This is a genomic window from Microcoleus sp. Pol17C6, assembly GCF_036701145.1.
GTDB lineage: Bacteria > Cyanobacteriota > Cyanobacteriia > Cyanobacteriales > Microcoleaceae > Microcoleus.
Window position 1 is genome coordinate 19841 of sequence record NZ_JAUBQH010000057.1, and the last position, 25727, is coordinate 45567.

At 46.0% G+C, this 25727-nt stretch carries 21 protein-coding genes and 1 pseudogene; 4 read left to right on the forward strand and 18 right to left on the reverse strand.

Features of this window, described 5'->3' with window-relative positions; all coding sequences use genetic code 11:
* Positions 1 to 105: 105 nt before the first annotated feature.
* The 3 genes from QUA25_RS22870 to QUA25_RS22880 all read right to left on the reverse strand — a co-directional run bounded on the left by QUA25_RS22870 (position 106) and on the right by QUA25_RS22880 (position 3821).
* Entirely contained in the window at positions 106 to 1299 is a 1194-nt protein-coding gene (locus QUA25_RS22870; RefSeq protein ID WP_333041419.1) for a leucine-rich repeat domain-containing protein, read from the reverse strand.
* A gap of 186 nt (positions 1300 to 1485) precedes the next feature.
* Positions 1486 to 2520 carry a M28 family peptidase gene (locus QUA25_RS22875; RefSeq protein WP_333041420.1) on the reverse strand — a complete coding sequence of 345 codons (1035 nt, stop codon included), beginning with the start codon at positions 2518 to 2520 and terminating at the stop codon, positions 1486 to 1488.
* Positions 2521 to 2618: 98 nt separating this feature from the next.
* Positions 2619 to 3821, reverse strand: coding sequence for a Coenzyme F420 hydrogenase/dehydrogenase, beta subunit C-terminal domain (locus QUA25_RS22880; RefSeq protein ID WP_333041421.1), 1203 nt, complete (start codon positions 3819 to 3821; stop codon positions 2619 to 2621).
* A 396-nt stretch (positions 3822 to 4217) separates the two neighbouring features.
* On the opposite strand from QUA25_RS22880, the gene QUA25_RS22885 reads away from it, so the two are divergent.
* Positions 4218 to 4778, forward strand: a complete 561-nt coding sequence (locus QUA25_RS22885) for a hypothetical protein (RefSeq protein WP_333041422.1) — start codon at positions 4218 to 4220, stop codon at positions 4776 to 4778.
* A gap of 159 nt (positions 4779 to 4937) precedes the next feature.
* On the opposite strand, the gene QUA25_RS22890 is transcribed toward QUA25_RS22885, so the two are convergent.
* The 14 genes from QUA25_RS22890 to psbZ form a co-directional block, all read right to left on the reverse strand.
* A complete protein-coding gene (locus tag QUA25_RS22890; protein WP_333041423.1) occupies positions 4938 to 5198 on the reverse strand; it encodes a hypothetical protein in 261 nt (86 codons plus the stop codon).
* Between the two features lie 2 nt (positions 5199 to 5200).
* The gene (locus QUA25_RS22895) at positions 5201 to 5386 is read right to left on the reverse strand and encodes a hypothetical protein (RefSeq protein WP_242725046.1); all 186 of its coding nucleotides are present in this window, start codon (positions 5384 to 5386) and stop codon (positions 5201 to 5203) included.
* A gap of 92 nt (positions 5387 to 5478) precedes the next feature.
* Entirely contained in the window at positions 5479 to 6966 is a 1488-nt protein-coding gene (locus tag QUA25_RS22900) for a DEAD/DEAH box helicase (protein ID WP_333041424.1), read from the reverse strand.
* Between the two features lie 775 nt (positions 6967 to 7741).
* Complete coding sequence (gene rimO, locus QUA25_RS22905) at positions 7742 to 9052, reverse strand: 30S ribosomal protein S12 methylthiotransferase RimO (RefSeq protein ID WP_333041425.1); 1311 nt, start codon at positions 9050 to 9052, stop codon at positions 7742 to 7744.
* Between the two features lie 105 nt (positions 9053 to 9157).
* Positions 9158 to 9781 carry a Uma2 family endonuclease gene (locus QUA25_RS22910; protein ID WP_333041426.1) on the reverse strand — a complete coding sequence of 208 codons (624 nt, stop codon included), beginning with the start codon at positions 9779 to 9781 and terminating at the stop codon, positions 9158 to 9160.
* 446 nt (positions 9782 to 10227) lie between these two features.
* Complete coding sequence (locus QUA25_RS22915; RefSeq protein WP_333041427.1) at positions 10228 to 11250, reverse strand: ATP-binding protein; 1023 nt, start codon at positions 11248 to 11250, stop codon at positions 10228 to 10230.
* A 17-nt stretch (positions 11251 to 11267) separates the two neighbouring features.
* Positions 11268 to 12647: an ATP-grasp domain-containing protein gene (locus QUA25_RS22920; RefSeq protein ID WP_333041428.1), complete on the reverse strand. Its 1380-nt coding sequence runs from the start codon at positions 12645 to 12647 to the stop codon at positions 11268 to 11270.
* A 232-nt stretch (positions 12648 to 12879) separates the two neighbouring features.
* Positions 12880 to 12966 (reverse strand): hypothetical protein, encoded by an 87-nt coding sequence (locus QUA25_RS22925; protein ID WP_333041437.1) that lies wholly within the window; start codon positions 12964 to 12966, stop codon positions 12880 to 12882.
* 115 nt (positions 12967 to 13081) lie between these two features.
* Positions 13082 to 14473, reverse strand: a complete 1392-nt coding sequence (locus tag QUA25_RS22930) for an ATP-grasp domain-containing protein (RefSeq protein WP_333041429.1) — start codon at positions 14471 to 14473, stop codon at positions 13082 to 13084.
* Between the two features lie 232 nt (positions 14474 to 14705).
* Positions 14706 to 15509: a class I SAM-dependent methyltransferase gene (locus tag QUA25_RS22935; RefSeq protein ID WP_333041430.1), complete on the reverse strand. Its 804-nt coding sequence runs from the start codon at positions 15507 to 15509 to the stop codon at positions 14706 to 14708.
* A 2-nt stretch (positions 15510 to 15511) separates the two neighbouring features.
* Positions 15512 to 16750: a sedoheptulose 7-phosphate cyclase gene (locus QUA25_RS22940; protein ID WP_333041431.1), complete on the reverse strand. Its 1239-nt coding sequence runs from the start codon at positions 16748 to 16750 to the stop codon at positions 15512 to 15514.
* A 487-nt stretch (positions 16751 to 17237) separates the two neighbouring features.
* Complete coding sequence (locus QUA25_RS22945; protein ID WP_333041432.1) at positions 17238 to 17378, reverse strand: hypothetical protein; 141 nt, start codon at positions 17376 to 17378, stop codon at positions 17238 to 17240.
* Positions 17379 to 17766: 388 nt separating this feature from the next.
* The gene (ribH, locus tag QUA25_RS22950) at positions 17767 to 18357 is read right to left on the reverse strand and encodes a 6,7-dimethyl-8-ribityllumazine synthase (RefSeq protein ID WP_333041433.1); all 591 of its coding nucleotides are present in this window, start codon (positions 18355 to 18357) and stop codon (positions 17767 to 17769) included.
* Positions 18358 to 18577: 220 nt separating this feature from the next.
* Positions 18578 to 18769: a photosystem II reaction center protein PsbZ gene (gene psbZ, locus QUA25_RS22955; protein ID WP_190735314.1), complete on the reverse strand. Its 192-nt coding sequence runs from the start codon at positions 18767 to 18769 to the stop codon at positions 18578 to 18580.
* Between the two features lie 316 nt (positions 18770 to 19085).
* Between psbZ and QUA25_RS22960 the strand changes: the two genes are divergently transcribed.
* Both QUA25_RS22960 and QUA25_RS29570 read left to right on the forward strand, forming a co-directional pair.
* On the forward strand, positions 19086 to 22046 hold the full coding sequence (locus QUA25_RS22960) for a CBS domain-containing protein (RefSeq protein ID WP_333041434.1): 2961 nt from the start codon (positions 19086 to 19088) through the stop codon (positions 22044 to 22046).
* 308 nt (positions 22047 to 22354) lie between these two features.
* A pseudogene (locus QUA25_RS29570) lies at positions 22355 to 22635 on the forward strand (DUF2127 domain-containing protein).
* A 765-nt stretch (positions 22636 to 23400) separates the two neighbouring features.
* On the opposite strand, the gene QUA25_RS22965 reads toward QUA25_RS29570, so the two are convergent.
* Positions 23401 to 23745 carry a DUF4870 domain-containing protein gene (locus tag QUA25_RS22965; protein ID WP_333041435.1) on the reverse strand — a complete coding sequence of 115 codons (345 nt, stop codon included), beginning with the start codon at positions 23743 to 23745 and terminating at the stop codon, positions 23401 to 23403.
* Between the two features lie 102 nt (positions 23746 to 23847).
* Here QUA25_RS22965 and prfC point away from each other — a divergent pair, with 102 nt between their 5' ends.
* Complete coding sequence (gene prfC / locus QUA25_RS22970; RefSeq protein ID WP_333041436.1) at positions 23848 to 25476, forward strand: peptide chain release factor 3; 1629 nt, start codon at positions 23848 to 23850, stop codon at positions 25474 to 25476.
* Positions 25477 to 25727 lie beyond the last annotated feature (251 nt).

A 25727-nucleotide genomic window follows, 5' to 3' on the forward strand; every position in this document is an offset into this window, starting at 1 on the left:
AAATCGCGGTGACACAAACTAAGTCCGCCTACGCGGACTTTCAAATGATAATTATGGTGATTTGTGTCATAATTTTGTACCTATAATTTTCTGAACTGTAAAGTTTTATGGGTTAGGTTTTGGTTCCCATTGACAGATAGACGCTGGCTTGAGTGGGCAAGTTTTGGGGGCGATTAGATTTCCGCTGAGGTAGAGATAATTCAGGTTAGTCAAAGATTCGAGCGGTTTGATGTCGCTGATTTGATTTTTTTCGAGGGAGATCCCAGTCAGGTTAGTCAAGGATTCTAGCGGTTTGATGTCGCTGATTTTATTGTTGTCGAGGAGGAGAATAGTCAGGTTAGTCAAGGATTCTAGCGGTTTGATGTCGCTGATTTTATTGTCGCCCAGGAAGAGCCAAGTCAGGTTAGTCAAGGATTCTAGCGGTTTGATGTCGCTGATTTGATTGTCGTTGAGCGGGAGCCAATTCAGGTTAGTCAAGGATTGTAGCGGTTTGATGTCGCTGATTTGATTGTCGTTGAGGGAGAGATGAGTCAGGTTAGTCAAGGATTGTAGCGGTTTGATGTCGCTGATTTGATTGTCGTTAAGGTAGAGATGTCTCAGGTTAGTCAAGGATTGTAGCGGTTTGATGTCGCTGATTTGATTGTCGTTAAGGTAGAGATGTCTCAGGTTAGTCAAGGATTGTAGCGGTTTAATGTGGCTGATTTGATTGTTTTCGAGGTAGAGCTCAGTCAGGTTAGTTAAGGATTGTAGCGGTTTGATGTCACTGATTTTATTGTCGCTGAGGTAGAGCGAATTCAGGTTAGTCAAGGATTGTAGCGGTTTGATGTCGCTGATTTGATTGTCGCCAAGGTAGAGCTCCGTCAGGTTAGTCAAGGATTGTAGCGGTTTGATGTCGCTGATTTGATTGTAGTCGAGGAAGAGCGAAGTCAGGTTAGTCAAGGATTCTAGCGGTTTGATGTCACTGATTTGATGGTCGCGGAGGACGAGTGCCCGGAGACTCGAAAGTGTCTGATTAGCCGCCTCGCACTCAGTAGTCCCTGCTTGCTGCAACAGCACCTCAACAGTATGTTTAGCTTCAGGACTCAAATCAGCTTTTTGGCGACACCAATCGGCAAATGTTAGTCCAGTTTTTTTCGGTGGCGTTTCAGAGACTAACGCGGAAGGTCTATTGTTTCCCGGTTGCGAATTGGAAATTAACTCGGAAAGTCTATTTCCACATGATGCTAGGACGATCGCACAACCCGTAAGTGCGATCGACTTTTGTAACTTCATGTGTTTCTGTGCAACTATAAGTTTCATAATCTTTTACCTCTAATTTTTCCAACTGTATAAAACAAAGACACTGCCTTACCGTATCCCTGCAAAACATATCTTACAAACTCTCTTAATCACCTAACTCAGGCAACTTATACTAATTTTTAGGTGCGTCATTTTGCATAATATTCTATGCCGAGCGAGGATATTTACACGCTCCGCACCACTCAACTAATTAATATTAACTCCCACCAAATCTGCCACAACTTTCTCCAATCCAGCTATCACCTTCGCCGTCCGTTCCCAATCAACCTTATCGGGTGTATCTTGCGCCGTGTGATAGTAAGGATAGCGATAGGGAGCAGTATCTGTCACCATCAGCCCTGGATAACCATGTTGCCAAAAAGACCATTGATCTGACCAACCAACACCAGGAATGCCACCCGGAATTGCTGCACCTTCCGAGGGAAATTCAGCATGGCGGCGGAAAGATGCGATCGCCTCTCTAACCAGTTTACTTGAGGATGTATTGCCAATAAATCCGATAAAGTTTCCCGATGTAGGATAAAAAAGGTTTAATGGTGCTGGATATTTCTGGCTATTTTTGGCATCGGAGTAATAACCAATTGTTTCTAAACTGAGCATCGAAACAATTTTTTCATTACGCTCTCTGCATCTTTTGGCATAAACCAAACTCCCCATATCAGCAGTCCAGAAAAAAGGCGGTTCCTCATTCACAAACTCAACAAAACGCACAGTCTTTTCAGGCTTTTTACCTGCCAACATTCTCGCTAAAGCCAGCACCCCTGCCGCCCCAGTTGCGTTATCATTTGCCCCCGGACTCCCCACCACAGAATCATAATGTGCCCCTATTACAACGATTTCATCTGCCTTTTTTTTTCCGGAAATCTCCACTTCAATGTTATAATAAAATTTATCATCAATTTTATATCCTTGTCGTTCAACTTTATAGCCAGCAGCTTGAAAAGATGCTTCGAGAAAGTCAGCGGCTTCTCCAAGTTTTTGATATTGTATAAAGTTGCGCTCTCCGATTTCACCAGAGAGCTTTTCTACATCGCGCTGTAAAGCATCTCGGAGCGAGATTTCCTGTGCTGTTAAAGGGGGAATTGTCCCGCTGTAGCTTTTCCCTGGCATTGCAATCATACTCAACCATATCCAACTAATTAGAGTAATTAAGATCGTACTAAGGATAGCCAGTCTAGTTAACGTTCCGCGATTCCATAATTCGATTTTCCCCAATTGCATTTGTTTTCTCTCTTTTGCTATGCTTCAGTAGTAGGGTGCGTCAGTTAGCGTTATTTTTTCAATAATCCAACAGCTTTTGACTGACGCACCCTACAAGTTTACACATCTGGTAACTTATACTGTCCCACAATCCGCTTAGCATATTCGGGTACATGAGCCTCTAATTTCTCAGGATAATTGCGCTTCACGTAGAGATAATTGCGAGTGAAATGAGAATCAATCGAAAACCGAGCATATTCCAAGCCCTTCGGTCCAATTCTCTCAATAAAAACTCCCATTAACTTCGCTGCCCACATTGGCAAAGTCACTCCTTTTTCATAAGCCGGAATACTTTGCTGAACAGCTTCTTTTCTGTTTCCCTGAGACATCACCGGCTGAGTATTTAACTGATCGGTTACCAAATCTAACATCTCTTGCCCCGTGTCATTTCGCACTACAATCCACTGCCAGCCAAAGGGTGCGCCCATGTAGCCCACAACTAAATCTGCTAAAGAATTCACATAATCAAAACAGCTCAAACAAGAAGGAGCAAAAACATCCTTCAACTCCTTAGTATTCAGCCCGAAAAACGGCACTTTTTCTTCCGAACCATCTTCGTGTTTGAAGTGAACGTTAAAGTCTTGCATAAACTCGTAAGAAACCACTGTTTCAGGAGAGCGGCTAGTCGTGTCTAGAAATTTCTGCAAGCCTGCACGGCTGACATTATCGACACAGGGAGTTCCCAAAACGTAGAGCTTTTCTAAACCGAGTTTTTTCTCGACTGTTCGCAAAGCTTGAATTTGACAGCCGACGCCAATTACTAACAGCCGCTTCATCCCAGATTTTTCTATTTGTTCTAATACTGAAAGGTTGGGAGATAAAGTGGGTTTGTTGACTTTTGCTGCCAGAATTTCTTCGCGGTTTCTAGCAATAATCGGCATCGGCTGAAAGCGGTCTTCCTTAGTATTTTGGACGCAAACAACGCCTTCTACAATTCCTTTTTCGAGCATTTCAATGGCAATTGTGCTGACGATTCCTGTCCACTGAGCGCCCTCAATTGGTTCTTTTTTTCGAGCCGCCATCATATTTTGACTGACTCCGAAATACCAATCGTCGGGATTGTCGAGATTGCGCGATCGCCCGTGAATCTCTTCTTCTAATTCCGCGATATGCTGTGTTAAGAAAGCACAAGATTCCTTGACATAATGAATGTAATATGTATCGCACAAACCGCACTCGCTGCAAAGTTCTTTAGCGGGGCGGCGGCTACCCGGTTTGAGGGCTTTGGATTTTTGGTGTTTAGTAGAATCTGTTGCGGTCATCTAAATTGCTAATTTTATCGAGATATGGCTTTTGTTAGGATATCACAGCAATTTCCGCTGATTTACCTCTTTTATTCTTTCTTTCAGTCCCGGCAGGCGGACGCAAGCTTGTGCGGAAGCAAATTCGGTTCGCCCGAAATTGGCGGTTTTCAAAGCTTAAAAAATATTAGTCAGGACTTACCTAGGTTGCCCTAGAAACCCGGTTTCTGGCTGAAAACCTCACTGTTAAACCTAAGATTCATGGTAAAAACCGGGTTTCTGTGTGTAGTTTTGGTAAAAAAAATCGGTTTCAGAGCAGCGCAGTGCGTCCAGGAGTGTGGGTGTAAGTCCTATTAGTATCAATCCGGATCGAGCGGGCGATCCCACGAATACATTGCCAAATAAAGCTATAAAAAAATGGTAAAAATATTTGTGACAACAGCCCTCGCTGGCATCATGATGAATCTCGCAATTTCGAGCTTAGGATTTGCTGCTTTAGTTCGTCCTGTTCCCGCCATGAATCAAACTGTTGCGACTCTAGAAAGAATGCTCAGTGCGACACAAAAGCCGGCGGCGCTGAACTATTCGCGCCTGGGGATTGGCGGCGTTCGGTTGGGGATGGCTGTAGAAGAGGCAAAACGCAAGTTGGGAAAACCGCAGCGCGACGAAACTAAACCTGCTGGATCTGGCATCGGCGGCAAGATTCGCACGCTAAGCTACTCAGGATTGACGGTAGCTGCATGGGAGGGAAAAGTTTATTTGATTTCTGCTACCAAGGCCAAGTTCGTGACAATTGATGGTGTGAAGCTAGGAGATAACAGCCAAAAAGTCGTTAAAACTTACGGTTATGGGTCGAAATCTGTTCAGGGTGGAGTGACTCGCTTGACTTACAGCAATGACCAAAAGGCTTCTAATTTGATTTTGGAAATTAAGGGCGATCGCGTGCAAAAGATTATTGTCGGCACGCAGCTAAACTGAAATATTAGACAAGAGTACAAAAGTCTCCGTTCACAAGTTTGTACTAAGGAATTTAGTCCTTATTTATGAGTTTTTTTAGCTCTTCGGTGAGTTGACAGGAGGGCTTTTTCCTAATGTGCGTGAAGCGTAGCTATCCCGTAGGGAATCCCCCACGTCTCCTTAATCCTCTTCATCCTCATCCGACAATTTTGTCATTTCCTCAGCAACTAGCGTCTGAAAATCCTCTCCGCAGTGAACGTTGAGATGGATTGCAGCACTCATGAACTCTGCTAGAATTTCACCTTTTTGTCGATCGCTCAAATCAGGTAACTGAAGCTGGTGGATTAAAGTAATCACATTTTGACACTCAGTACCCAATTCATCAATTAACGTTCTCAGTGTAGAATTAGTTACAGAAATTGTCCGATCGCTAACTTGCATCTTTATTTACCCAATCGTTTTAAAGCTTGCTGAATTCCTTTCTCAAAAGCTCGAATTTCACTTTCCCAATGCCGGATTAAGCCTTCATCGGGAAAATCCTTCTCATATTCCAGTCTAATCTTTTCTTCATGTTCTGCAATCCGCTTGTTCAACGAACGAAGAGCTTTTTTGTGATTTTTATTCCCCATAGAGTCTCACACCCATAAAAAAAGTAGAGGTGCGATCGCGATCGCATCTCTACAAAAATTATAAATAAGGTGCACATTGTGCACCCTACAAATTAGCTGTTCTGGGGAACAGGAGCACTCGGTGCTCCAGAAAAAGTCGGCGCTGGTACAGAATTACTCGGTGCACCAGTCTTAGCCCGCTTTTTAATCAAGATTGGCTTGACGCTGTTTTCTGCACCAATCGGGGGATCTTCTTGTTGAGCGTAATCAGCGCCCATCCAAGCAGGACGGCTTTGATCGAAAGCCATTTGCAAAGCAGCAGCGGCGATCGCGTGGGAGTCGTACTCCTCGGATAACTGAGATACCAGAGGCAAGAAAGATGCCATCCGTTCGCCAGCCAAAGCTTCGCGAACTTTACCCTGCATCTTTTCCAACTGACGAGCTTCAATTTGCGCCCGTGTCGGAATGTTTCGCACCGTCAAGCTCGATCGCACGTGGCGTTCAATCAAGCGCAGTTTGCGACGATCGACCGGTTGAATCAGCGTAATTGCCGTTCCTTCGCGACCAGCCCGGCCCGTGCGTCCGATCCGGTGAACGTAGCTTTCCACACTGTCGGGCAAATCGTAGTTAATCACGTGAGTCAAGTGATCCACGTCCAAACCCCTCGCCGCAATATCAGTCGCCACTACCCAGCGCACCTGACATTGGCGGAACCGATGCAGCAAGCGTTCCCGCTGTGCCTGATTCAAATTACCGTGATACTCATCAACGCTGTGACCGGCTGCTTGCAGTTGGCTGGTGAGTTCTGCCGCCGACTGCCGAGTCCGCACAAAAATCAGTGCAGATTCCGGGTCTTCCATTTCTAAAATTGGCTGTAGGGCTCTTGCCTTCGACCAGCCACGGGGAATCATGTACACGCCTTGGCTGATGCGCTTTGGCGTTGCTTTTGGCTGTTCTACGGTGACGTTGACTGGGTTACGCAAATGCCGCGCCACCAATTTCCGAATGGAAGCTTCCATCGTCGCCGAGAAAAATGCCGTTTGACGTTCTTTTGGTGCAGCATCCAAGATTTTTTCCACATCTTGGATAAAGCCCATGCTCAGCATTTCGTCAGCTTCATCCAAAACCAGCCATTTTACCTTGTCTAGTTTCAGGCTGCCACGGCTGAGCATATCCAATATGCGTCCGGGTGTACCGACGACGACGTGCACGCCGCGCTTCAAACGCTGCATTTGACGATCGATCGATTGACCGCCGTACACTGTCAGAACTTGCAGAGAGCGACCCACTTTTACCGGGCCGTCGCTGCTGATGCCGCTCAAATCACGGATGGCTTCAGTTACTTGCATCGCCAATTCGCGAGTCGGCGTCAGCACCAGTGCTTGCACCGCAGTTACATCTAAATCAATCCGCTCCAAGATGGGCAACGAGAATGCTGCCGTTTTGCCTGTCCCTGTTTGGGCTTGGCCCACAACGTCGCGACCTGCTAGCAAGTGCGGAATTGCTTGTACTTGGATGGGAGTAGGTTCTGTAAAGCCTAGTGTTTCCAGATGGAGAACGAGTTCTTCCGAAAGACCTAAGCCTTCAAACAATAAATTCATTAATGCTCCTAATAACGAGTCTTAGCCTTCTAAGTTGCCCAACTCGGATGCGGATTTCTGCTCTAGGGCAGGAACTCATAAGAGTTCTTTATGGTGCTGCGCCTGCGCGCACCTTCTTAAATAGCAATCGAGTATAGGGCAGCTCCGTCGATGGTGACTAAATTTACCAATTCGACAGCCGTCTTTGATTTTGTGACATCACCGATACCAACCGCCAGGGGTCGGGTTATAGGCTTCCAACATTCTTAAAACAGGACATTGGACTTCCTTTGAGGTACTTGCAAGCTTTCCCTCTAGGGCATTTTATAGTGAGGATCATGACCAGCCCCACTTCACTACTCATGTAGTAACAGGTTGTTTGGTTCAGGCGCTATCCCGCAATCCGTCGCCTGCGGGATTGAGCGGGGGATGGGGCGACCGTTACCGCCTATCCATCTCAACACTCTTTCGGGATACCGTTGTGGTGTAGGGCGGACGGCGAAGCAATCTCAAATTATCCCCGCTTATTTCTGGCTTGTTATCATCATAACTCTTTACATTCAGAAACAAAACATTAAATTCGTTAAAATTTTCCGATGTTCTGTAGAGATTACCGCACCCCGACGGGGAGGGTCGATTGCCAGATAGGGGCTAAAAAAGTTTAGAACCCCTTTGCTACATATCTTTGCACAATTGTGTACTAACCGTTACTTTTGCTGCACAATCCGCTAATCATTTTTGGCTCGTGTCCGGTTTTTGTTCGCCGCACCGTCTCAGACAACAGTTCCAGCAATACTTACACTTGACCGTAGAGGTCGTAGACATCTGCACCAGTAATTTTCACAGATACGATTGAACCCAGCCGCGCTTCTCCTGTGACGTAGACGAGTCCATCTACTTCTGGGGAAAACCGAGCGGATCTACCAATCAACTCGCCTGTCTCTGGTTGTTCTTGTTCTATCAGGACATCAACTACCTGACCGACAGACTCTTGATTCTTCTTCAATGATATAGGTTGTTGTGCCGCCATTACCGAATTGCGCCGCATTTCCATTATTTCTGCAGGTATTTGCTGGGGCAAGCTGAAGGCTGGGGTTCCTTCTTCTGGCGAAAATACAAAAACTCCTACGTGATCGAATTCGTGGCGCTTGACAAATTCCAGCAAGTGTGCTGCGTGTTCGTCGGTTTCGCCCGGGAAGCCGACAATAAAAGTTGTCCGCATCACCGCACCCGGAAGTGCTGCTTTGAGCCGATCGACTATGGCATCATTGATCCCGGCTTGAAAAGGTCGATTCATCGCCCGCAGAATTTCCGGGTGCGAGTGTTGCAGGGGTAAATCCAAATACGGCAAAACGTTGGGTGTTTCGCGGATGGCTGCCACAACTTGCGGAGTCAAACCTGTAGGATAGGCGTAGTGCATCCGAATCCAAGGTACATCTACTTCACCCAAAGCGCGCAGTAGTTCGGCTAGTTTCGGTTCGCCATAAATATCTTTGCCGTAGTTGGTGGTAATTTGAGAAATTAAGATAATTTCCTTTACCCCTTCCGATGCCAATTGCTTAGCTTCGGCGACGATAGATTCGATCGTCCGCGATCGTTGATTTCCGCGCAAGTGCGGGATAATGCAAAATGCACAGCGGTAGTCGCAGCCTTCTGCTATTCGCAGATACGCGACACCTTCCGATGTGGTGCGGTAGCGGGGAGTAGTTTCGTCAGCGATGTAAGTAGGTTCTGAGGATACGAGGGAAACTCGATCGCCCTTTTCGACCTGCTGCATAACATCGACGATTTTATGATAGTCGCCGGTGCCTACAATTGCGACTGCTTCGGGCAATTCGTCCAGCAATTCCTGCTGAAAATGCTGTGCCATGCAGCCGGTGATTACTACTTTTTTATTAGCTTCTGCCAATTCTACCAAGGTGCGGACTGACTCTTCTCGCGCCGCTTGGATAAAACTGCAAGTATTGACTACAACATAATCGGCTAATTCTTCATTAGAATCGACTTGATAGCCCGCTTGAGCCAGCAAGCCGATCATGTGTTCGGTATCGATGCGATTTTTTTCGCAGCCGAGGTGACTAAATGCGATCGTTGGCTTCGTTGCCATGCAGTAATATTTGCTGTTGCGCTATTTTCGAGAACGTTTCATGATATCACACAATTTGATAAATTGCAAGCTTGTGTGGATCGACCTTTGCATAATTTTTACTCGCTAGTTTGGCAAGCCAGCCCGAAAAATCTGTTCGGCCGTTAATTTCAATTCTGGAAAAGTCAGCGACTCAACCCTCTCGCTTCCCCTAAACTGTTTGACCTGATACTCTCCATCTACTAATTGATAAACCGAAAGTGTTGGTTGTTTGGGATTACCGATAAACTTGCGGCCGCCCAAACCGAGATAGTCTACAATCCAGTATTCGGGAATGCCCATTTCTTCATAGTCGGAAGCTTTGAAAAAATAATCATCCCGCCAGTTCGTGCTGACTACCTCTACAGCCAGTCGCACCGAAGACCCCATCGTGATGACGGATTCTTTTTTATAGCGCGGTTCGTTTGCAAGTGCGGTTCTGTCTAGGACTATTACGTCTGGTTCGTAGCCTGATTCGTCACGGACGGGTTTAAGTAGACAGTCACCTGGAATTGAGTAGGGTAATTCACCACGGTCAATTTCAACTCCTAGTTTTAAGCTTATAAAGCCCGTAACATCTGAATGGTCGCCAGTTCCTTTGGGCATTTCAACAATAACTCCATTGTGTAGTTCGTACTTATGGACAGAGTTCTCTGGATACCAGGCAACGAACTCATCAAACGTGATTGTTTTGGATATGGTTTGGATCATGTTGTGGTTTCCTCTGTCTGGTGATTAGTATGCGAAAAGCTAGAAGATGACACAAGTCTTTTCCGTAAAATACGGAAAAGACTTGACATAGGAAGTGAAGTTTGCTGTTTTATGTGACCCACAATGTCAAAATACCGATCGCGCCGATAAACTGAATCTAAAATTAGTATCTAGGCGATCGACCGTTGTGAGCGAACGCACTCGATTAGAACAAATCTGCTGAGATTGACAAAGTGCGATCGTCATTTCAGAAATTTTGTGATGTTTTGACTACTCTTATCCCGAACTTAGGTTAAGTTATGTCCTTCAAATTCTCCCATTGCTCCAACTCGAGCAGGATCAGCTAACACAACCCAACTTTTACCTGGAAACACCGATAAGTCAGCAAATTGCTGGGTTGATCAATCTTGAAAAGTTTGAGTCATTAGTTTCATCCTCACATTTATTTATATTAAGGCATTTTGCAGCATACTCTGAAACAAAGTATCCAGAGAAATTCCTGATGCTTTGGCCATAACCGCAATCACGCTTTTTTCGGCAAAACAACAGTACAGCCCCGCTTCTAAGAACCAAGGTTTTCCATCGGGGTCGATGCGAAAATCAAATAAACTGTAGTGGCGACAGCCCAAAGCGATGTGGCATTTTCTGGCCTGGGCCCAAACTCTCTCCGTAATCGGATCGCTCTTGTCAACTACCCACGGCCTGGTACTATTTTTAGTAGAACCAGTCAAGCTACCATCGTCATTTTGTTGGAGCTTATCGGCATAAGTCCGAATCGGTTGGGTATCAGGATCTACAGGATACTCTTCCAGCGGCAAACAGACTAGCTCGCCAGCTTGGACAATAATCCCACAGCGAACTTCTCTACCCAATTCAATGAATTTTTCTACTAGCACTTCCTCTGAATGAGTCAATGCTGTCTGCAAAGCCGCATCATAGTCAGCAGCATTTTTAACTAAGGCAACTCCCAGAGAATTATCCGCATTCAGTGGCTTGAGCACCACCGGAAAATCAATTGAAGGTCTCTCGCCCGCGCGGACAACTTCTCCCAACGGTACCCTTACCCCAGCGGCCGCTACTACTGCCTTAGCCTTCGCTTTGTCAGCAGTCAGTGACATCACCTCTGGGGTATTACCCACGTAAGGAATATTCAGCAAATCGAACAAGCTACGGTATTGAGTCATGCCGGGGATGCAAAACATCTGCGGTACCATTACGTCAATCTTTAGCTGTGTCAGCACCTGTAAAGCGTCCGCTAGAGACATGGGATTAGCGGCCGCGATCGCACTCGGATCGAGAGAGGTGGGAAAACGCCATTGGCCACCGGGAGAAATATAGGCTATATGAAATTCATAGAGTGCTGGATTAGCAGTTTGCTCCAGACAATATGGGGCATAAAAGCGCGACAATTTATCGTAAAATTCACTGTCTGCCGCTCCGACTAAATGCAAAACCCGTAATACTGACATACTCAATCTCCCCCTATTTACAGAATTATTCCACTATGAAAATAAATTTTCATCCACTCTTTCGGCTGACGCAAATTTCCCCATAACAACAAGGGAATGTGCCAATGATGCACCATGAAAAACGGTAGCGGATCGTCCCACTCGAAGATGGCATCTTTGCCTTGGGCGATAATTTTTAACCGCTCATAAACTTGCTTTGGCGACCACAAATGAGTCACCAACCGCCAAATTTCCTGGTAAATCCAGTAAGTCGGGCGACTTGATGCCAAAGGCAGCACTGTCTGCGGTAAAGGGTCCGGTTCCAAATAAGCTTTTGCCACATCGGGATGGTTGTAAAACATCGTGATGGCTGTATGGGTGCGCGGGTTGCATTCGATCGCGTAAATCTCTCCATCATCCGCCGCTTCAATGAAATCAAAAGAAACTTGTCCTGTCAGATTGAGACTCTTGGCAAACTGACGAATCCAATTTTCGATATCCGGGCGATCGATATTCTGGTAATTGAGCTGAAACGCCGATGATTTGCAGCAACAGTGCAACTGAATATGACCATCACGAATTGTACTGTGAGTGCAGTATTCTTGCCCTGGAATATACTCTTGCATAACCCAAGGTTTACTCTCGGAAATTGGTAATGAGTTGACAAAAGCGGCTGTTTCTGCTGGGGTAGCGCAGGGTAACTTAGTGAGATCAAACCTGTGGACACAATCGTAGGGAATACTTTTGATAATATATGGACGCTGTGCGTCACTAAAATCAAAATCGATTACTTGTTGGGGATTAGTAATGCGGTAGGACTTCGGAACTCGCAGCCCCAACGCTTCGGCGGCGGTGGCCAACTCATACTTATCATCCAAACGTTGCAGAGTTTCGACATCTATGTGCATTACGGTACAGTGAGGAGAAAGTACCTTTTTGGCTTTGGCATCGTAGTAACTGCCCTCTGGACTACTGACGGGAACGTAAACATTAACTTTCTCTTGTTGGACAATTTTTAAGAGTGCTTGAGGGTATTCCTCTGCCTGGAGACTTGGTACTGTGTAAAAGCGATCGACTGCCCAAGAGAATCGATTACCCATCAGCCTGTATTCGTGGGTTTCAACCAAAATTACCCGATGACCGGCCTTATGGAAGGATCTCGCTAGCTGTAATGCTTTGGTCGTCTTGCCGCCGTTAATCAAAATCGTTTGGGGAGAGTCCGATCTCGTTCGAGACTGAAACGGTTTGAGGATGATGCATCTCAGTAGGGCGATCGCTGTTAAAGCGAGATTCAGGGGCATTACTAATAGCAGCAAAATAAAGGTTGCTATGCTTTTGACTGCTGTCTGGAAGCGCCTAGAAGCCGCGTTTGTTTCCTGTTCAGATGGCATCGGTGCCGTTGAAACTGTTTCGATCATACTTTGTTACTAAGTAAATACTCTAAGAAAGCGGTGGTTTTTGAATGATTAAACCGCTGTTGAAGCTACGCAGGCGCAGTCCAGAACAGAGAGATGAATCATGCCGGTGAAGCGCCGATTTGATATGACACACGGGTGGTTGAAAACCGGGTTTTTTGACATCGGACTTCGTTACAGCCCGCCTGGGCAAAAAACCCGGTTTTTTTGGTTTTGACGCCTAAGTTTTGTTCTACTAAACGTGCCTAATTAAAGTCAATCCATCTCTCAGCGGCAGTAACACTTGCTCTAGGCGCGGATCGTCAACTAGAGCCTGTCTGATGTGAGATAAGGGCTATCAATTGCTAGTCCGAGGCGACTCATTAACCCCGATAAATCACAGTAAAAATCGCTAACTGCCGATCCGACTAAATGCAAAACCCCTAATACTGACCTACTCACTCTCCCCCTATTTCCACAAGTTCGCCAATATTAAAATCAATCCGAATCCACTCATTCGTCTTCTGTAAATCTGCCCATAACAACAAGGGAATGTGCCAATGATGCACCATCAAAAACGGCAGCGGATCGTCCCACTCGAAGATGGCATCTTTGCCTTGGGCTATTATTTTTAACCGCTCATAAACTTGCTTGGGCGACCACAAATGAGTCACCAACCGCCAAATTTCATGGTAAATCCAGTAAGTCGGGCGACTTGATGCCAAAGGCTGCACTGTCTGCGGTAAAGGGTCTGGTTCCAAATAAGCTTTTGCCACATCGGGATGGTCGTAAAACACCGTGATGGCTGAATGGGTGCGCGGGTTGCATTCGATCGCGTAAATCTCTCCATCATCCGCCGCCTCAATGAAATCAAAGGAAACTTGTCCTGTCAGATTGAGACTCTTGGCAAAGTGACGAATCCAATTTTCGATATCCGGGCGATCGATATGCTCGTAATTTATCTGAAACGCCGACGATTTGCAACAACAATGCAACTGAATATGACCATCACGAACTGTACTGTGAGTGCAGTATTCTTGCCCCGGAATATACTCTTGCATAATCCAAGGTTTACTCTCGGAAATTGGTAATGAGTTGACAAAAGCGGCTGTTTCTGCTGGGGTCGCGCAGGGTAACTTCGTCAGGTCTAACCTGCGAATAGAATCGTAGGGAATACTTTTGAGAATATATGGACGCTGTGCGTCACTAAAATCAAAATCTATTACTTGCTGCGGATTAGTAATGCGGTAGGACTTCGGAACTCGCAGCCCCAATGCTTCGGCGGCTGTTGCCAACTCATATTTATCATCCAAACGTTGCAGAGTATCGAAATCTACGTGCATTACCTTACAGTGAGGAGAAAGTACGCTTTTGGCTTTGGCATCGTAGTAACTGCCGCCTGCACTGCTGACGGGAACGTAAACATCAACTTTCTCTTGTTGGACAATTTTTAAGAGTGCTTGAGCGTATTCCTCTGTCTGGGGATTTGGTACTGTGTAAAAGCGATCGACTGCCCAAGAATAACGATGACCTGTCAGCCAGTATTTGTGGGTTTCAACCAAAATTACCCGATGACCGGCCTTATGGAACGATCGGGCTAGCTGTAATGCTTTTGTCCTCTTGCCGCCGCCGACCAAAATCGTTTGGGGAGAGTCCGATCTCGTTCGAGACTGAAACGGTTTGAGGATTATGGATCTCAGTAGGGCGATCGCTGTTAAAGCGAGATTTAGGGGCAGTACCAATAGCAACAAAATTAAGGTTGCTATGGTTTTGACTGTCTGGAAGCGCGTAGTAGTCGCGTTTGTTTCCTGTTCAGATGGCATCGCTGCCGTTGAAACTGTTTCCATCATAATTTTTTACTAAGTAAATACTCTAAGAAAGCGGTGGTTTTTGAAGGATTAAACCGCTTTTGAAGCTACGCAGGCGCAGTCCAGAACACAGAGATGAATCATGCCGATGAAGCGCGGATTTGATATGACGCACGGGTGGTTAAAAACCGGGTTTTTTGACATCGGACTTCGTTACAGCCCGCCTGGGCAAAAAACCCGGTTTTTTTGGTTTTGACGCCTAAGTTTTGTTCTACTAAACGCGCCGAATTAAGGTCAATCCATCTCTCAGCGGCAGTAAGACTTGCTCTACGCGCGGATCGTCAACTAGAGCCTGGTTGAATTTGGCGATCGCTACCCCGTTAGGAGTCGCAGTACCTGACAAGTAGGGCTGTCCCTGCATCAAAGTGTTATCGACGCATATCAAGCCATTGGGAGCCAACAGCCCCGTACTTAGGAGTAAATTGAGATAGTCTAGGTATCCAGCTTTATCGGCATCGATAAATACCAGATCGAACACTTCTCCATTCTCCGCCAATTCTTTCATCGTTTCTAGAGCCGGTGCCACCTTCACTGAGATTTTGTGACCCGCCGTCGATTCGTGAAAACACTTCTGGGCAAATTCAGCGACGTAAGCATCTACTTCGCAGGCTACCACCACTCCATCCACCGGCAGTGCTTCCGCCATCGCTAGTGCTGAGTACCCGGTAAACATCCCTATTTCCAGTACGCGCTGTGCTTTGGTGAGATGGACGAGAAATTTCAGCATTTGGCCTTCGAGATGACCCGATAGCATTTCCTGTTCCAACTGCCGCACTGTCTCGCCGTCTGAGAATCGCTTACTCCAATCTTCTGATTGAGTGCGCTTCACTAACGCGGCTAAGGCAGGAGATTCAGGTGTGGTACAAAGATCCAGGTACGGATCGAGACCGTTTGCCAATTCGTAGGCTTCTTGTAATTCTGCCTTGAAAGCTCGATCGAGATTATCGATTTTTTCTACTTGCTCGGCGAGACTTTCCAATTTAGCCACTAATATCCCGACAGGGGTAACGGGTCTCATGGTCAAACCCCTGATGTGGAAAGATTTTCAGCTTTTTCTGGCCACAGGTACATATCTTCCCCATCGCCGCGGCGCGGATAGTCCTGACAGATTTCTCGATGAACCAGTAGGGCTTTATCCAACTCACCTCGAGTCAAATCATTCATGAAAAAGCATTCACCAATTGGACGCGGAGCCGCAGCACGTTGAAGACCATCACGGGTACGACTGATCGATTTTGTCGCTTTCCAGAGCAGTTCTGATGTGAGATAAGGGCTATCAATTGCTAGTCCGAGGCGGCTCATTAACCCTAAGATCCGATCGCGCTCGGCGATCGAAATGTAGCCCCGCAGTTGGGCAATGGTCGCCGAAAAAGCCATATCGATGGCGACAGAATGGCCGTGGAACATCGGAATTTCCGGCGTTAGTTCCAGCGTCGGACTCCAAGTGTGACCGTAGGCAATCACCCGATCCAAATCTAGCTCGTGTAGGTTCGGTACTTCTAATGCCAGCATCGACTCAATCCCTTTGTAAGTGAGCCGATGTGCCACTTCTTGAAGTTCCGGTGTGCCGTTTACATAACCAAAATGGGTGTGCAGCAATGCTTCGCCGTAGTTTTCTAACAACTCAAAGATTTCTGTGTTACCTACTACGGCAATCTTAATTAACTCTGCCATCCCGTTTCGCACTTGGTCGATCGGCAGAGTTTTCAGGAAAGAGAAATCTAAAATTACTTTCTGCGAAGCGTGGTAAGCGCCGAGGCGGTTTTTCAGCTTACCGTGGTTCACAGCTACTTTGATTGCCACACTGGCATCAATTAGCCCAATTAAGGTTGTCGGTACGCGAATGTAGTTAGTCCGACGGCGATAAGATGAGCAGGCAAAACCAGCTACGTCAGTAGTCAATCCACCACCGACCACCAAAACAGGCTCCTTCCGCACGAGTCCGAAATCAACGAAGGCATCTATGATGCTTTCAAAGGTTTTTAACGTTTTATCAGGTTCCTTGATATTAACTGGAAAGACTGTTAAATCTATCTCGTGATGCTTGAAATAATTCTGCATCTGTGCACCGTACAGACCGTAGACTGTTTCATCTACAACCATTAAACAGCGACCGAATTGGCGGTAACTATCCGCAATCTCAGGATTCTCCTGCTTGAAAGCACCATCGACGTATAGCAGGCTGAAATCTATTTTTTCGTACCCCTCAATCTGAAAAGCTCGATCGGTAGATGTAAAGGTAGCTTGAATGTCACCCATAAGATTTTTGCACTTTCATTGATAAGTAACTGTAAGTATTCAGGTCACGGCAAAAACGCTGAATACCTTAGCAGAAAAGCTTTCTAGGCATTCGCTTGACAATATTGTCATTCAATATTATCTGAACAATTAATCTATAAAGCTGTTTTCAGGGCTGTTTATTAAGAAGAGGTTAAATACTTATCCTGCTACAGCATTTATACTGAAATCCCTGCCAGGAGCGAGTTTAGAGAACCTCAATACTTACACTTCAGTTAAGATAACGAATTTTTGATATTGATTCAACCTTATTCAACACAAAAATCCCATAATACCTCTTTGGGAATAGACGATAATCTAGATATTCCACATTATTCAACAGTTTAGGAGGATATCAGTCTTTGAAAGGTATATGTGTTGCAGAACAAAAAGTGAATCAAATGCTGCCACGTGTCAAAATCTGAATTCGGAATAGTGGCCGTTGTTGGCAAAATATGCCTTGTAGAAATTACAGTATTCGATCTGAGGATACATCGGGGGCTATAGCCAGATTTACTTCGCCCGACAGCACTTGAACAGCAGCAGACTCAGGTAATGAAGCGTCAGAAATTCCGTCCCAAGCATGAACTTGACGCATCAAAGTGGCCATTTCCCATTGGCAAGATATGGGTCTAATATCATTTCCGGTTCATTGGTGACAAGTTAAAACTTAATTGCATTTGTCAATCAGTAATATTACTCAAAAAAACAGCTTTTTTAGGAGTGGAAAATTCACGATTTGAGAGGAAGTAGGTATAAATATCACCCTCGGCACGATCGCACGATCGCCCAAATCTCAGTTTTATGCCCAAAATCCGAGTAAATGTTGAGCATAATTGCTGATTGACAAATGCTTTCTTAGCTTAACTTGTTACCAATGGCCCAGAGTGTAATTTTTACCTTGGGGGCGGGCATAATTACCACCCCACAAGAGTCTTAAGATTTTTCCCGATGCAAATCTTGATGTTTTTTTAGCTTAAAAATACTGCTAGCCGAACTTACGTGGGGATTTGATCCGATGATACATCAGGGGCGATCGCCAGATTGGCTTCGCCCGAAAGCACTTGAGCAGCAGATCCACTAGCTAAGTGACCGTAAGAGTGTGTTCCCAAACCCTTAACTTGGCGCATCAAAGTGCCCATTTCCAAAGCACTCATCGCATAATTCCAGCCCAAATTGCTTTTAATTCCAGCCCTTTCCAAAGCTTGCTGCATCGTGTCAGTCGTCACCACCCCAAAAATCACCGGCACCCCTGTCTGAAAAGCAGCAGCAGCAATTCCCTTAGCAACCTCACCAGCCACAAAATCGAAATGAGGAGTTTGACCCCGAATTACCGCACCCAGACAAATTACCGCATCGTAGCGGTGAGAAAGAGCAGCTTGACGCGCCACCAAAGGAATCTCAAAACTTCCTGGAACCCAAAAAAAGTCCACCTGAGAGCCATGAGGATTAATATCAACCCCGTGGCGTTTCAAACAATCTTGACATCCCTCCAAAAGTTTGTTAACCACCAAATCGTTAAAACGACCGATGACAATAGCAAACCGCAAAGATTCGGTGTGAGTAAAAGTTCCCTCGAAAACAGTCATAGTGCTCTAGTTTAGATTTTAGGTTTTAGATTTTAGATTTTTGTTTGTGAGAAGGCAAAAGTCAGAAAGCAGCAGCATCTCATCTGAATCTCAAGTGCAAAAACATACAGGGTCGCGCGGTCTGGAAAATTCCTAGCTTCTGCCGAATGCCTTTCAATCGCTGGTAAATGCCTTCAGCCTTCTATCTTTTACCTTCTTTCTTCGAGAGAGTTGGGTGAAATTAAACGACTAAAAAGTTCAATACACCCACTGCAATAACCAGCAAAAACCAGAGACCCGACCCGACATAAATCAGGGATTTAGACTGATTCCAGTTTTGGGGAGAGGCATAAGCAACTGGCACGCCAACGACCATCACAAAAGACAGCAGTACCAGACCCAGTAAAACCACTTGAAACAGAATTGATAACATCTTTTCTCCTTTCGATATAACCGTGCGTTGATCGGAAATAGTTTCCCAGAACCGAAAAAAATCTTCCAAATTCTAGTTTTTGACAGTTTCCCGATAGTCGATCGAGAAATTGTCGGTTGATTGATACGAAAGAACCCAGGCAAATTCGGGCGTTGCGCGAACAGGCGTCAGCGGCTCTTAAGATTTTTATCAATTTTATCATTGTTCGCTACAGCACAGAAAACTGGAAAGGTTAACTTAAAGCCCGATCGACACATCCGGTTTCAAAGGGCGAGAAATTGCTACTGTTTGAGTTAGAGATGCGGGATTTTCGGCTATGGACTTAGTTTTGTGCCACACAACAGCAGATTTTGACGCCTTGGGGGCGGCGGTGGGACTTTGCGTGCTGCGCCCCGGTAGCAGGATCGTATTGACGGGCGGGTGTCATCCGACAGTGCGGGATTTTTTGGCGCTACACCGCGACGAGTACCCGCTGATTGAACGCCGATCGGTCAATCCGCAACGAATTCGATCGATTACTATAGTTGATGCCTCCCAGCGCGATCGCTTGGGAAAAGCCGCCGAGTGGCTGGATTTGCCACAAGTGAGCGAAATTGCTGTTTTCGACCATCACCTACAGGCCGATTTAGATATTCCCGCTACTGTTACGCAGATCGAAGCAGTCGGAGCCAGCACGACATTAATTGTCGAAAAGCTCAAAAATCAAGCAGAAAAAAGCGACACACCATTCCGCCTTCTGCCTTCGGAAGCAACAGTAATGGCCCTCGGCATCCACGTCGATACCGGTTCCCTCACCTTTGAGGGCGCAACTGCGCGAGATGCAATAGCTTTGGCCTGGTTGATGGAACAGGGAGCGAGTTTGGGGGTAATCGCTGAATATGTAGAACCCGGTTTGTCTCCTCAATTGCAAGATTTGCTGAGAGAAGCGCTGAATAATTTGCGATCGGAAACTTTGCACGGTTACAGCCTAGCCTGGGTGCTGCTATCTACTGAATCCTACGTTCCGGGGCTTTCTTCCCTGGCTTCTCGCTTGCTCGATTTAACTGAAACCGATGCTCTGCTGTTAGGTAATGTTTATAAATTTGGCGAAAACGAAAACAACCGCAACATCGCTCCCGAATCGCCAGTTTCCAATCGATTAACTATTATCGGTCGATCGCGAATCGAAGGAACAAACCTCAGCGAATTGTTCAAACCCCTCGGCGGCGGAGGCCACGCCCGCGCCGCTTCCCTCGCCACCCGCGATGTTGACCCCCTGCTGACTTTAAATCAGTTAGCTGACGAACTCAAAACTCAAATTCCCCACCCTCCGACAGCCCGCGAATTAATGTCGTCTCCTGTGCGGAGTATTCGCCCGGAAACCTCGGTGGGGGAAGCTCACCGTATCCTCCTACGTTACGGACATTCGGGGCTTTCTGTGGTCGATGCGGGCGATCGACTGGCTGGCATTATCTCGCGCCGCGACATTGACATTGCCCTGCACCACGGTTTCAGTCACGCCCCGGTGAAGGGTTACATGACTCCGCAGCTAAAAACGATCGCTCCAGATACCTTGCTGCCGGAAATAGAATCTTTAATGGTGACATACGATATCGGGCGCTTGCCAGTATTGGAAAACGGTCAACTGGTGGGAATTGTGACTCGGACTGATGTTTTGCGGGAATTGCACCAGCAAAAAGCGCGAGACAGGGGAAGCAATGCAGAATTTTCTAATTGTCCCGTGCCCGAATCGGTTGAGCAGTTGTTGCGATCGCGCATCAGTCCCGAATTATGGCAATTATTGTCGATCGCAGCCAATATTGCCCAAAATCGCGGCTGGCAACTTTATATTGTGGGTGGAGCAGTCCGGGATTTACTCTTAGCCACGGATGATACACTGGCGCTAACAGATATCGATTTGGTTGTGGATGGAAAGTGCGGTTCCGACGATTCCGGTGCTGGTGTCGAGTTAGCTTCCTCGCTGCAAAAACTTTACCCCGAATCGCGTTTGGACATTCACGGTCAATTTCAAACCGCCGCGCTTTTGTGGCACAAAGACTCTGCTTTTGGGTCGCTGTGGGTGGATATCGCGACTGCTCGTACTGAATTTTATCCTTATCCGGCTGCAAATCCTGAAGTTGAAGCGAGTTCAATTCGCCAAGATTTGTACCGCAGGGATTTTACAATTAATGCGCTGGCTGTGCGGTTGGGTGTTCCTCGCAGCGGCGAATTGTTAGATTTTTTTTGCGGTTTGCTGGACTTGGAATCGAAGCAAATTCGAGTTTTGCACGCCAATAGTTTTATCGAAGATCCGACGCGAATTTATCGCGCTGTGCGGTTTGCGGTGCGGTTGGGATTTGAAATTGAGCCGCAGACGGAAGGATACATCCGCAACGCTTTGGCCAGCGGGATTTATTACCGAATTCAGGGGGAAAACGGCCGAGCTCCGGCTTTGGAAACTCGGCTCAAAAGCGAATTGAAATACATTTTGCAAGCCCCCTACTGGAAAGTTGCTTTGCAAATGCTGGGAGATTTGCAGGCTTTGCGCTGCATTCATCCTAGTTTGGAGTTGGATCGGGAGTTGTGGCGGCAACTGCGTTTGCTCGATCGGTGTTTGAATGGAAGGAAGAAGGAAGGTTCGGCAACGGATTATGTAACGGATGTAACGGATGTAACGGATGTAAATGAGGTCAGGAAGAAGGAGGAGGGAAGAGGGAAAAAGAAAGAAGGAAGAGGAAAGAAGGAACAAACTATCCCCACTTCCCAATTCCCAATTCCCAATTCCCAATTCCCAATTCCCGATGCCCAATCCCCGATGCCCAATTCCCCATTCCCCATTATCAATATTCCCGATTGGCAGATGCGGCTGGAAGTTTTGATAGCTTATTTAGCCCCGGAATATCGCGGCAAGGTGGCTGCAAATCTTCAGTTACCCGCTGACAGCATTAAGCGGTTGGAAGTTTTGGAAGCCGGAAAGAACGAGTTAGCAGAGAATTTGCCTAAGTGCGAGTTGCCGAGTCAATTGGTGCTGCTGTTGAGAAATTATGAGTTCCCGGTGTTAATTGCGATCGCCCTACAAAGTCCGCGAAGTGCACGCCGCCAAATCTGGGAATATCTCACCAGATGGGCGAATGTTGAACCGCCTTTAAATGGCAACGATTTAAAGGCTTTGGGTTATAAGCCGGGGCCTGGGTTTAAACGAATGTTGGATGATTTGTTGGCGGCGAGGTTGGATGGCGATTTGGGCGATCGGGCTGCTGCTATCTCTTTCTTAGCACAACGTTATCCTCAAACTTAGTAAGCTGTGTCAGCAGGGGTTATTTTTTCTCTACTTGATTAGCTAATTGCTGACGCACTCTACTAAATTTTTAGTTTGCAATCCCAAACAGGCTAACCAGGCGATCGCATATTATTGATATTTCGAGAATTAAGGTGAAGAAACATCACGCTCCTGCTTTAATCGCAATTGTCCTTTACGAAACATTTGTGGCTTCCCTCTTGGCATTAACTTCAATTGCTTTGCTTTTTGCATTAAACAATCAGCAAGTCCGAGAAAAATTTTAGCAGTTTTATTTGTTAAAAAGCAAGCTAAAAATAATTTAATTCATCTTAGGAAAACTTCTAATTCTCCAACCAAAAAACTTCCTACTTAGAGGACTTGCCGCAGCACTTTATGCAGTCTTAACTGCTGTTGAAGCCGTCGGTTTCTGGTACGAAAAAGACTGGAAAAAATCTTAGTTTTAGTGCTGGTAAGCATCAGTATACCCCCTGAAATATATGAATTAGTTCACGGGGTCACGGTACTTAAGTTAGCGGTATTTATCACAAATGTAGCCATCTTATGGTATTTGCTCCACCATTGGCCGAAGCATGGTAAAGGAGCTTAAAGTTTGGATTATTCAGAGGAAACTCACTTGATTTTATAAATGTCAGCATTTTCCATTTTAATTTCATAAAACGGCTGATCAGTCAAATAAAAACCTCAATCTTTACAAAAATTTTGTGATTGTAAAGATTCGATAAAGCTACGAGGGGTTATACCCCCTATGAGTTATACTGACATATATATAGATGCACCCTGATGGCTTTCCCGTTCCACAAGAGCGGGATTTTTATTGGAAAAATATTGTATTAAGTTTTAAGACTCCTGGTGGAGATAGAATTGGTGGACAATTTCAATAAAACGATCGCCAGATGCAAAAATAGCACAGCTAAAGCAAAAATGATGGTTCGGAGCGATCGAACATCCGCCCTAACTCCGCGAAATAACCCAAAGGCTTTAGGATAGTTTGGGAACCGGCATTAACTGAAGATCAACTTAGCCTCAGCAATAGCCCTGCAACAGGGTGAAGACACCATTGCGACTTTAGGCAGATGAGGGTTCGGCATCACTTATCGAGCTACCCACATTCATTTAAACTGAGATGTTGCACCATTTTCAATTACTTGTTTAGGAACAACAGGCAAGCTGCCTGTTCCACAATAAAATTCATCTCTTGTGGAACAGGCATCTTGCCTGTTCTTGAAAATGGTGCAAGATGTAAGTTTAAACAGAGATGTTGCACTATTGTGAGTTAGAAAACAATTAAAAACCCGGTTTCTTCTTAAAGAAATCGGGTTGTAGAAATCAATGGTGAAGCGCGATTTGCTGTCTAAACTATTCGGAAAATAAAAGGGTAGCGGTAAGGTTGGTTAGGATTTTGCAAAACGTGGAGGATAGCCATTATTGTCAGTCCCCAGTGCAGCAGATAACCTAGGGGCACTAAGATAAAACCAGCAAGACCGAAAGTGACGACAGTTAACACCACAATCACGGTGCTGTACACCCATACATTAAGGTGAAAATTGATGGCTTCTGTGGCGTTTTCTTTGACAACGGGGTCATCTGATACTAACAATACAGCGATCGGAGCACCGATTGAGAACAGTAACGTACTGAAAAAAATCGCCCCGTGGCACACCAGTGATAGCAGCTTCCGCTTGTCGGAGTCGTACATATTAGTTTTCTTCCTTGACTTTAGTGATAATTTTACCTTTAATAGCAACTGTAGCACAGGCTATAATGGCGATCGGGTGATGATTCCCCTACCTAATTTGTGATGACAACAGAACTCGAAACTGAATTGCTAACTGCTGTTGAGCGCCGGCGCAACTTTGCTATTATCTCGCACCCCGACGCGGGAAAAACTACTTTGACAGAAAAGCTGCTGCTGTACGGAGGTGCAATTCACGAAGCAGGTTCTGTGAAAGCGCGGCGGGCTCAGCGACACGCTACCTCGGACTGGATGGCGATGGAACAGCAGCGGGGAATTTCTATTACTTCTACTGTTTTGCAGTTTGAGTATAAAAAATATCACATTAATCTGCTCGATACTCCGGGACACCAAGATTTTAGCGAAGATACTTATCGAACTTTGGCGGCGGCTGACAATGCAGTTATGCTTGAGGATGCTGCTAAGGGTTTGGAACCGCAAACTCGGAAGTTATTTGAAGTTTGTAAGCTGCGAAGTTTGCCTATTTTTACTTTCTTTAATAAGCTCGATCGCCCTAGCAGAGATCCTTTGGATTTGTTGGACGAAATTGAGAAGGAATTGGGGTTGCAGACTTATCCGGTAAATTGGCCGATAGGTACGGGCGATCGCTTTAAAGGTGTTTTCGATCGCAGAGGGCGCAAGATTCACTTATTCGAGCGGACTAAACACGGTTCTCAGGCTGCTGTTGATACTGTCATTGAATTGGGCGATCCGCGCATTGAAGATTTGTTGGAACAAGACCTTTACTATCAGCTCAAAGAAGAGTTAGAACTGCTGGATGAGTTAGGAACAGAACTGGATTTAGACTCGGTTCGGGCTGGAAAAATGACGCCTGTTTTCTTTGGCAGCGCGATGAGCAATTTTGGGGTAGAACTGTTTTTAGATGCGTTTTTAGATTACGCTATGAAGCCGATCGCCCGCAAGAGCACCGCCGGAGATTTGCCGCCAACTTATGAAGACTTTACCGGGTTTGTGTTCAAATTGCAAGCGAATATGGACCCCAGACACCGCGATCGGGTGGCGTTTATTCGGGTTTGTACGGGCAAATTTGAAAAGGACATGAACGTGACTCACGCTCGCAGCGGTAAAACGGTGCGTTTGTCAAGGCCTCAAAAGTTATTTGCTCAGGATCGCGAGTCGATCGAGGTTGCATATCCGGGCGATGTGATCGGTTTGAACAATCCGGGGGTATTTGCGATCGGCGATACTATTTACACCGGCCAAAAACTGGAATATGAAGGGATTCCCTGTTTTTCTCCTGAACTTTTTGCTTTTTTGAGAAATCCCAATCCTTCTAAGTTTAAGCAGTTCCGCAAAGGCGTTTCTGAGTTGCAGGAAGAAGGCGCAGTGCAAATTATGTACTCGGTTGATGAGGCGAAACGCGAGCCAATTTTGGCGGCTGTCGGACAGTTGCAATTTGAAGTTGTGCAGTTCAGAATGCAGTCGGAATATAATGTGGAAACGACGATCGATATGTTGCCTTACAGTGTAGCTCGTTGGGTTGACGGCGGTTGGGAGGCGCTGGAAAAAGTTGGGCGGCTGTTTAATACCGTGACGGTGAAAGATACTTGGGGAAGGCCGGTTTTGCTGTTTAGAAATGAGTGGAATTGCCGACAGGTGGAAGGGGATCATCCTGTTTTGAAGTTAAATGCGATCGCCCCTGTGGTTTCTGGTTTGGCTGTTAGCGAGGAGTGATGATGATTGGTTTGTAGGGACGCGGAATAGTTGATATGTGTCAACAATCGCCTGAAAACTTTTTGAGCTCTCGTTTATAGCTGAGGCCAGATCCCCCTAAATCCCCCTTAAGAAGGGGGACTTTGATCGGAATCTTGTCCCCCCCTTATTAAGGGGGGCTAGGGGGGATCTGGCCCTGACAGGTGTAGGTTTTTTACAACTAGGAGGAGTTACAAGCATAAAAAGCATCCACAGGAGTTTGAGGGAAGGAG

Excerpts from the sequence above, each read along its gene's own strand:
- QUA25_RS22935 (WP_333041430.1), bottom strand. The coding sequence starts at position 15,509 with ATGAGACCCGTTACCCCTGTCGGGATATTAGTGGCTAAATTGGAAAGT.
- rimO (WP_333041425.1), bottom strand. The coding sequence starts at position 9,052 with ATGGCAACGAAGCCAACGATCGCATTTAGTCACCTCGGCTGCGAAAAA.
- QUA25_RS22915 (WP_333041427.1), bottom strand. The coding sequence starts at position 11,250 with ATGTCAGTATTACGGGTTTTGCATTTAGTCGGAGCGGCAGACAGTGAA.
- QUA25_RS22920 (WP_333041428.1), bottom strand. The coding sequence starts at position 12,647 with ATGATCGAAACAGTTTCAACGGCACCGATGCCATCTGAACAGGAAACA.
- QUA25_RS22940 (WP_333041431.1), bottom strand. The coding sequence starts at position 16,750 with ATGGGTGACATTCAAGCTACCTTTACATCTACCGATCGAGCTTTTCAG.
- psbZ (WP_190735314.1), bottom strand. The coding sequence starts at position 18,769 with ATGTTATCAATTCTGTTTCAAGTGGTTTTACTGGGTCTGGTACTGCTG.
- QUA25_RS22965 (WP_333041435.1), bottom strand. The coding sequence starts at position 23,745 with ATGTACGACTCCGACAAGCGGAAGCTGCTATCACTGGTGTGCCACGGG.
- QUA25_RS22885 (WP_333041422.1), top strand. The coding sequence starts at position 4,218 with ATGGTAAAAATATTTGTGACAACAGCCCTCGCTGGCATCATGATGAAT.
- QUA25_RS22930 (WP_333041429.1), bottom strand. The coding sequence starts at position 14,473 with ATGATGGAAACAGTTTCAACGGCAGCGATGCCATCTGAACAGGAAACA.
- QUA25_RS22870 (WP_333041419.1), bottom strand. The coding sequence starts at position 1,299 with ATGAAACTTATAGTTGCACAGAAACACATGAAGTTACAAAAGTCGATC.
- ribH (WP_333041433.1), bottom strand. The coding sequence starts at position 18,357 with ATGACTGTTTTCGAGGGAACTTTTACTCACACCGAATCTTTGCGGTTT.
- prfC (WP_333041436.1), top strand. The coding sequence starts at position 23,848 with ATGACAACAGAACTCGAAACTGAATTGCTAACTGCTGTTGAGCGCCGG.
- QUA25_RS22895 (WP_242725046.1), bottom strand. The coding sequence starts at position 5,386 with ATGGGGAATAAAAATCACAAAAAAGCTCTTCGTTCGTTGAACAAGCGG.
- QUA25_RS22890 (WP_333041423.1), bottom strand. The coding sequence starts at position 5,198 with ATGCAAGTTAGCGATCGGACAATTTCTGTAACTAATTCTACACTGAGA.
- QUA25_RS22910 (WP_333041426.1), bottom strand. The coding sequence starts at position 9,781 with ATGATCCAAACCATATCCAAAACAATCACGTTTGATGAGTTCGTTGCC.
- QUA25_RS22945 (WP_333041432.1), bottom strand. The coding sequence starts at position 17,378 with ATGGCCACTTTGATGCGTCAAGTTCATGCTTGGGACGGAATTTCTGAC.
- QUA25_RS22880 (WP_333041421.1), bottom strand. The coding sequence starts at position 3,821 with ATGACCGCAACAGATTCTACTAAACACCAAAAATCCAAAGCCCTCAAA.
- QUA25_RS22875 (WP_333041420.1), bottom strand. The coding sequence starts at position 2,520 with ATGCAATTGGGGAAAATCGAATTATGGAATCGCGGAACGTTAACTAGA.
- QUA25_RS22960 (WP_333041434.1), top strand. The coding sequence starts at position 19,086 with ATGGACTTAGTTTTGTGCCACACAACAGCAGATTTTGACGCCTTGGGG.
- QUA25_RS22900 (WP_333041424.1), bottom strand. The coding sequence starts at position 6,966 with ATGAATTTATTGTTTGAAGGCTTAGGTCTTTCGGAAGAACTCGTTCTC.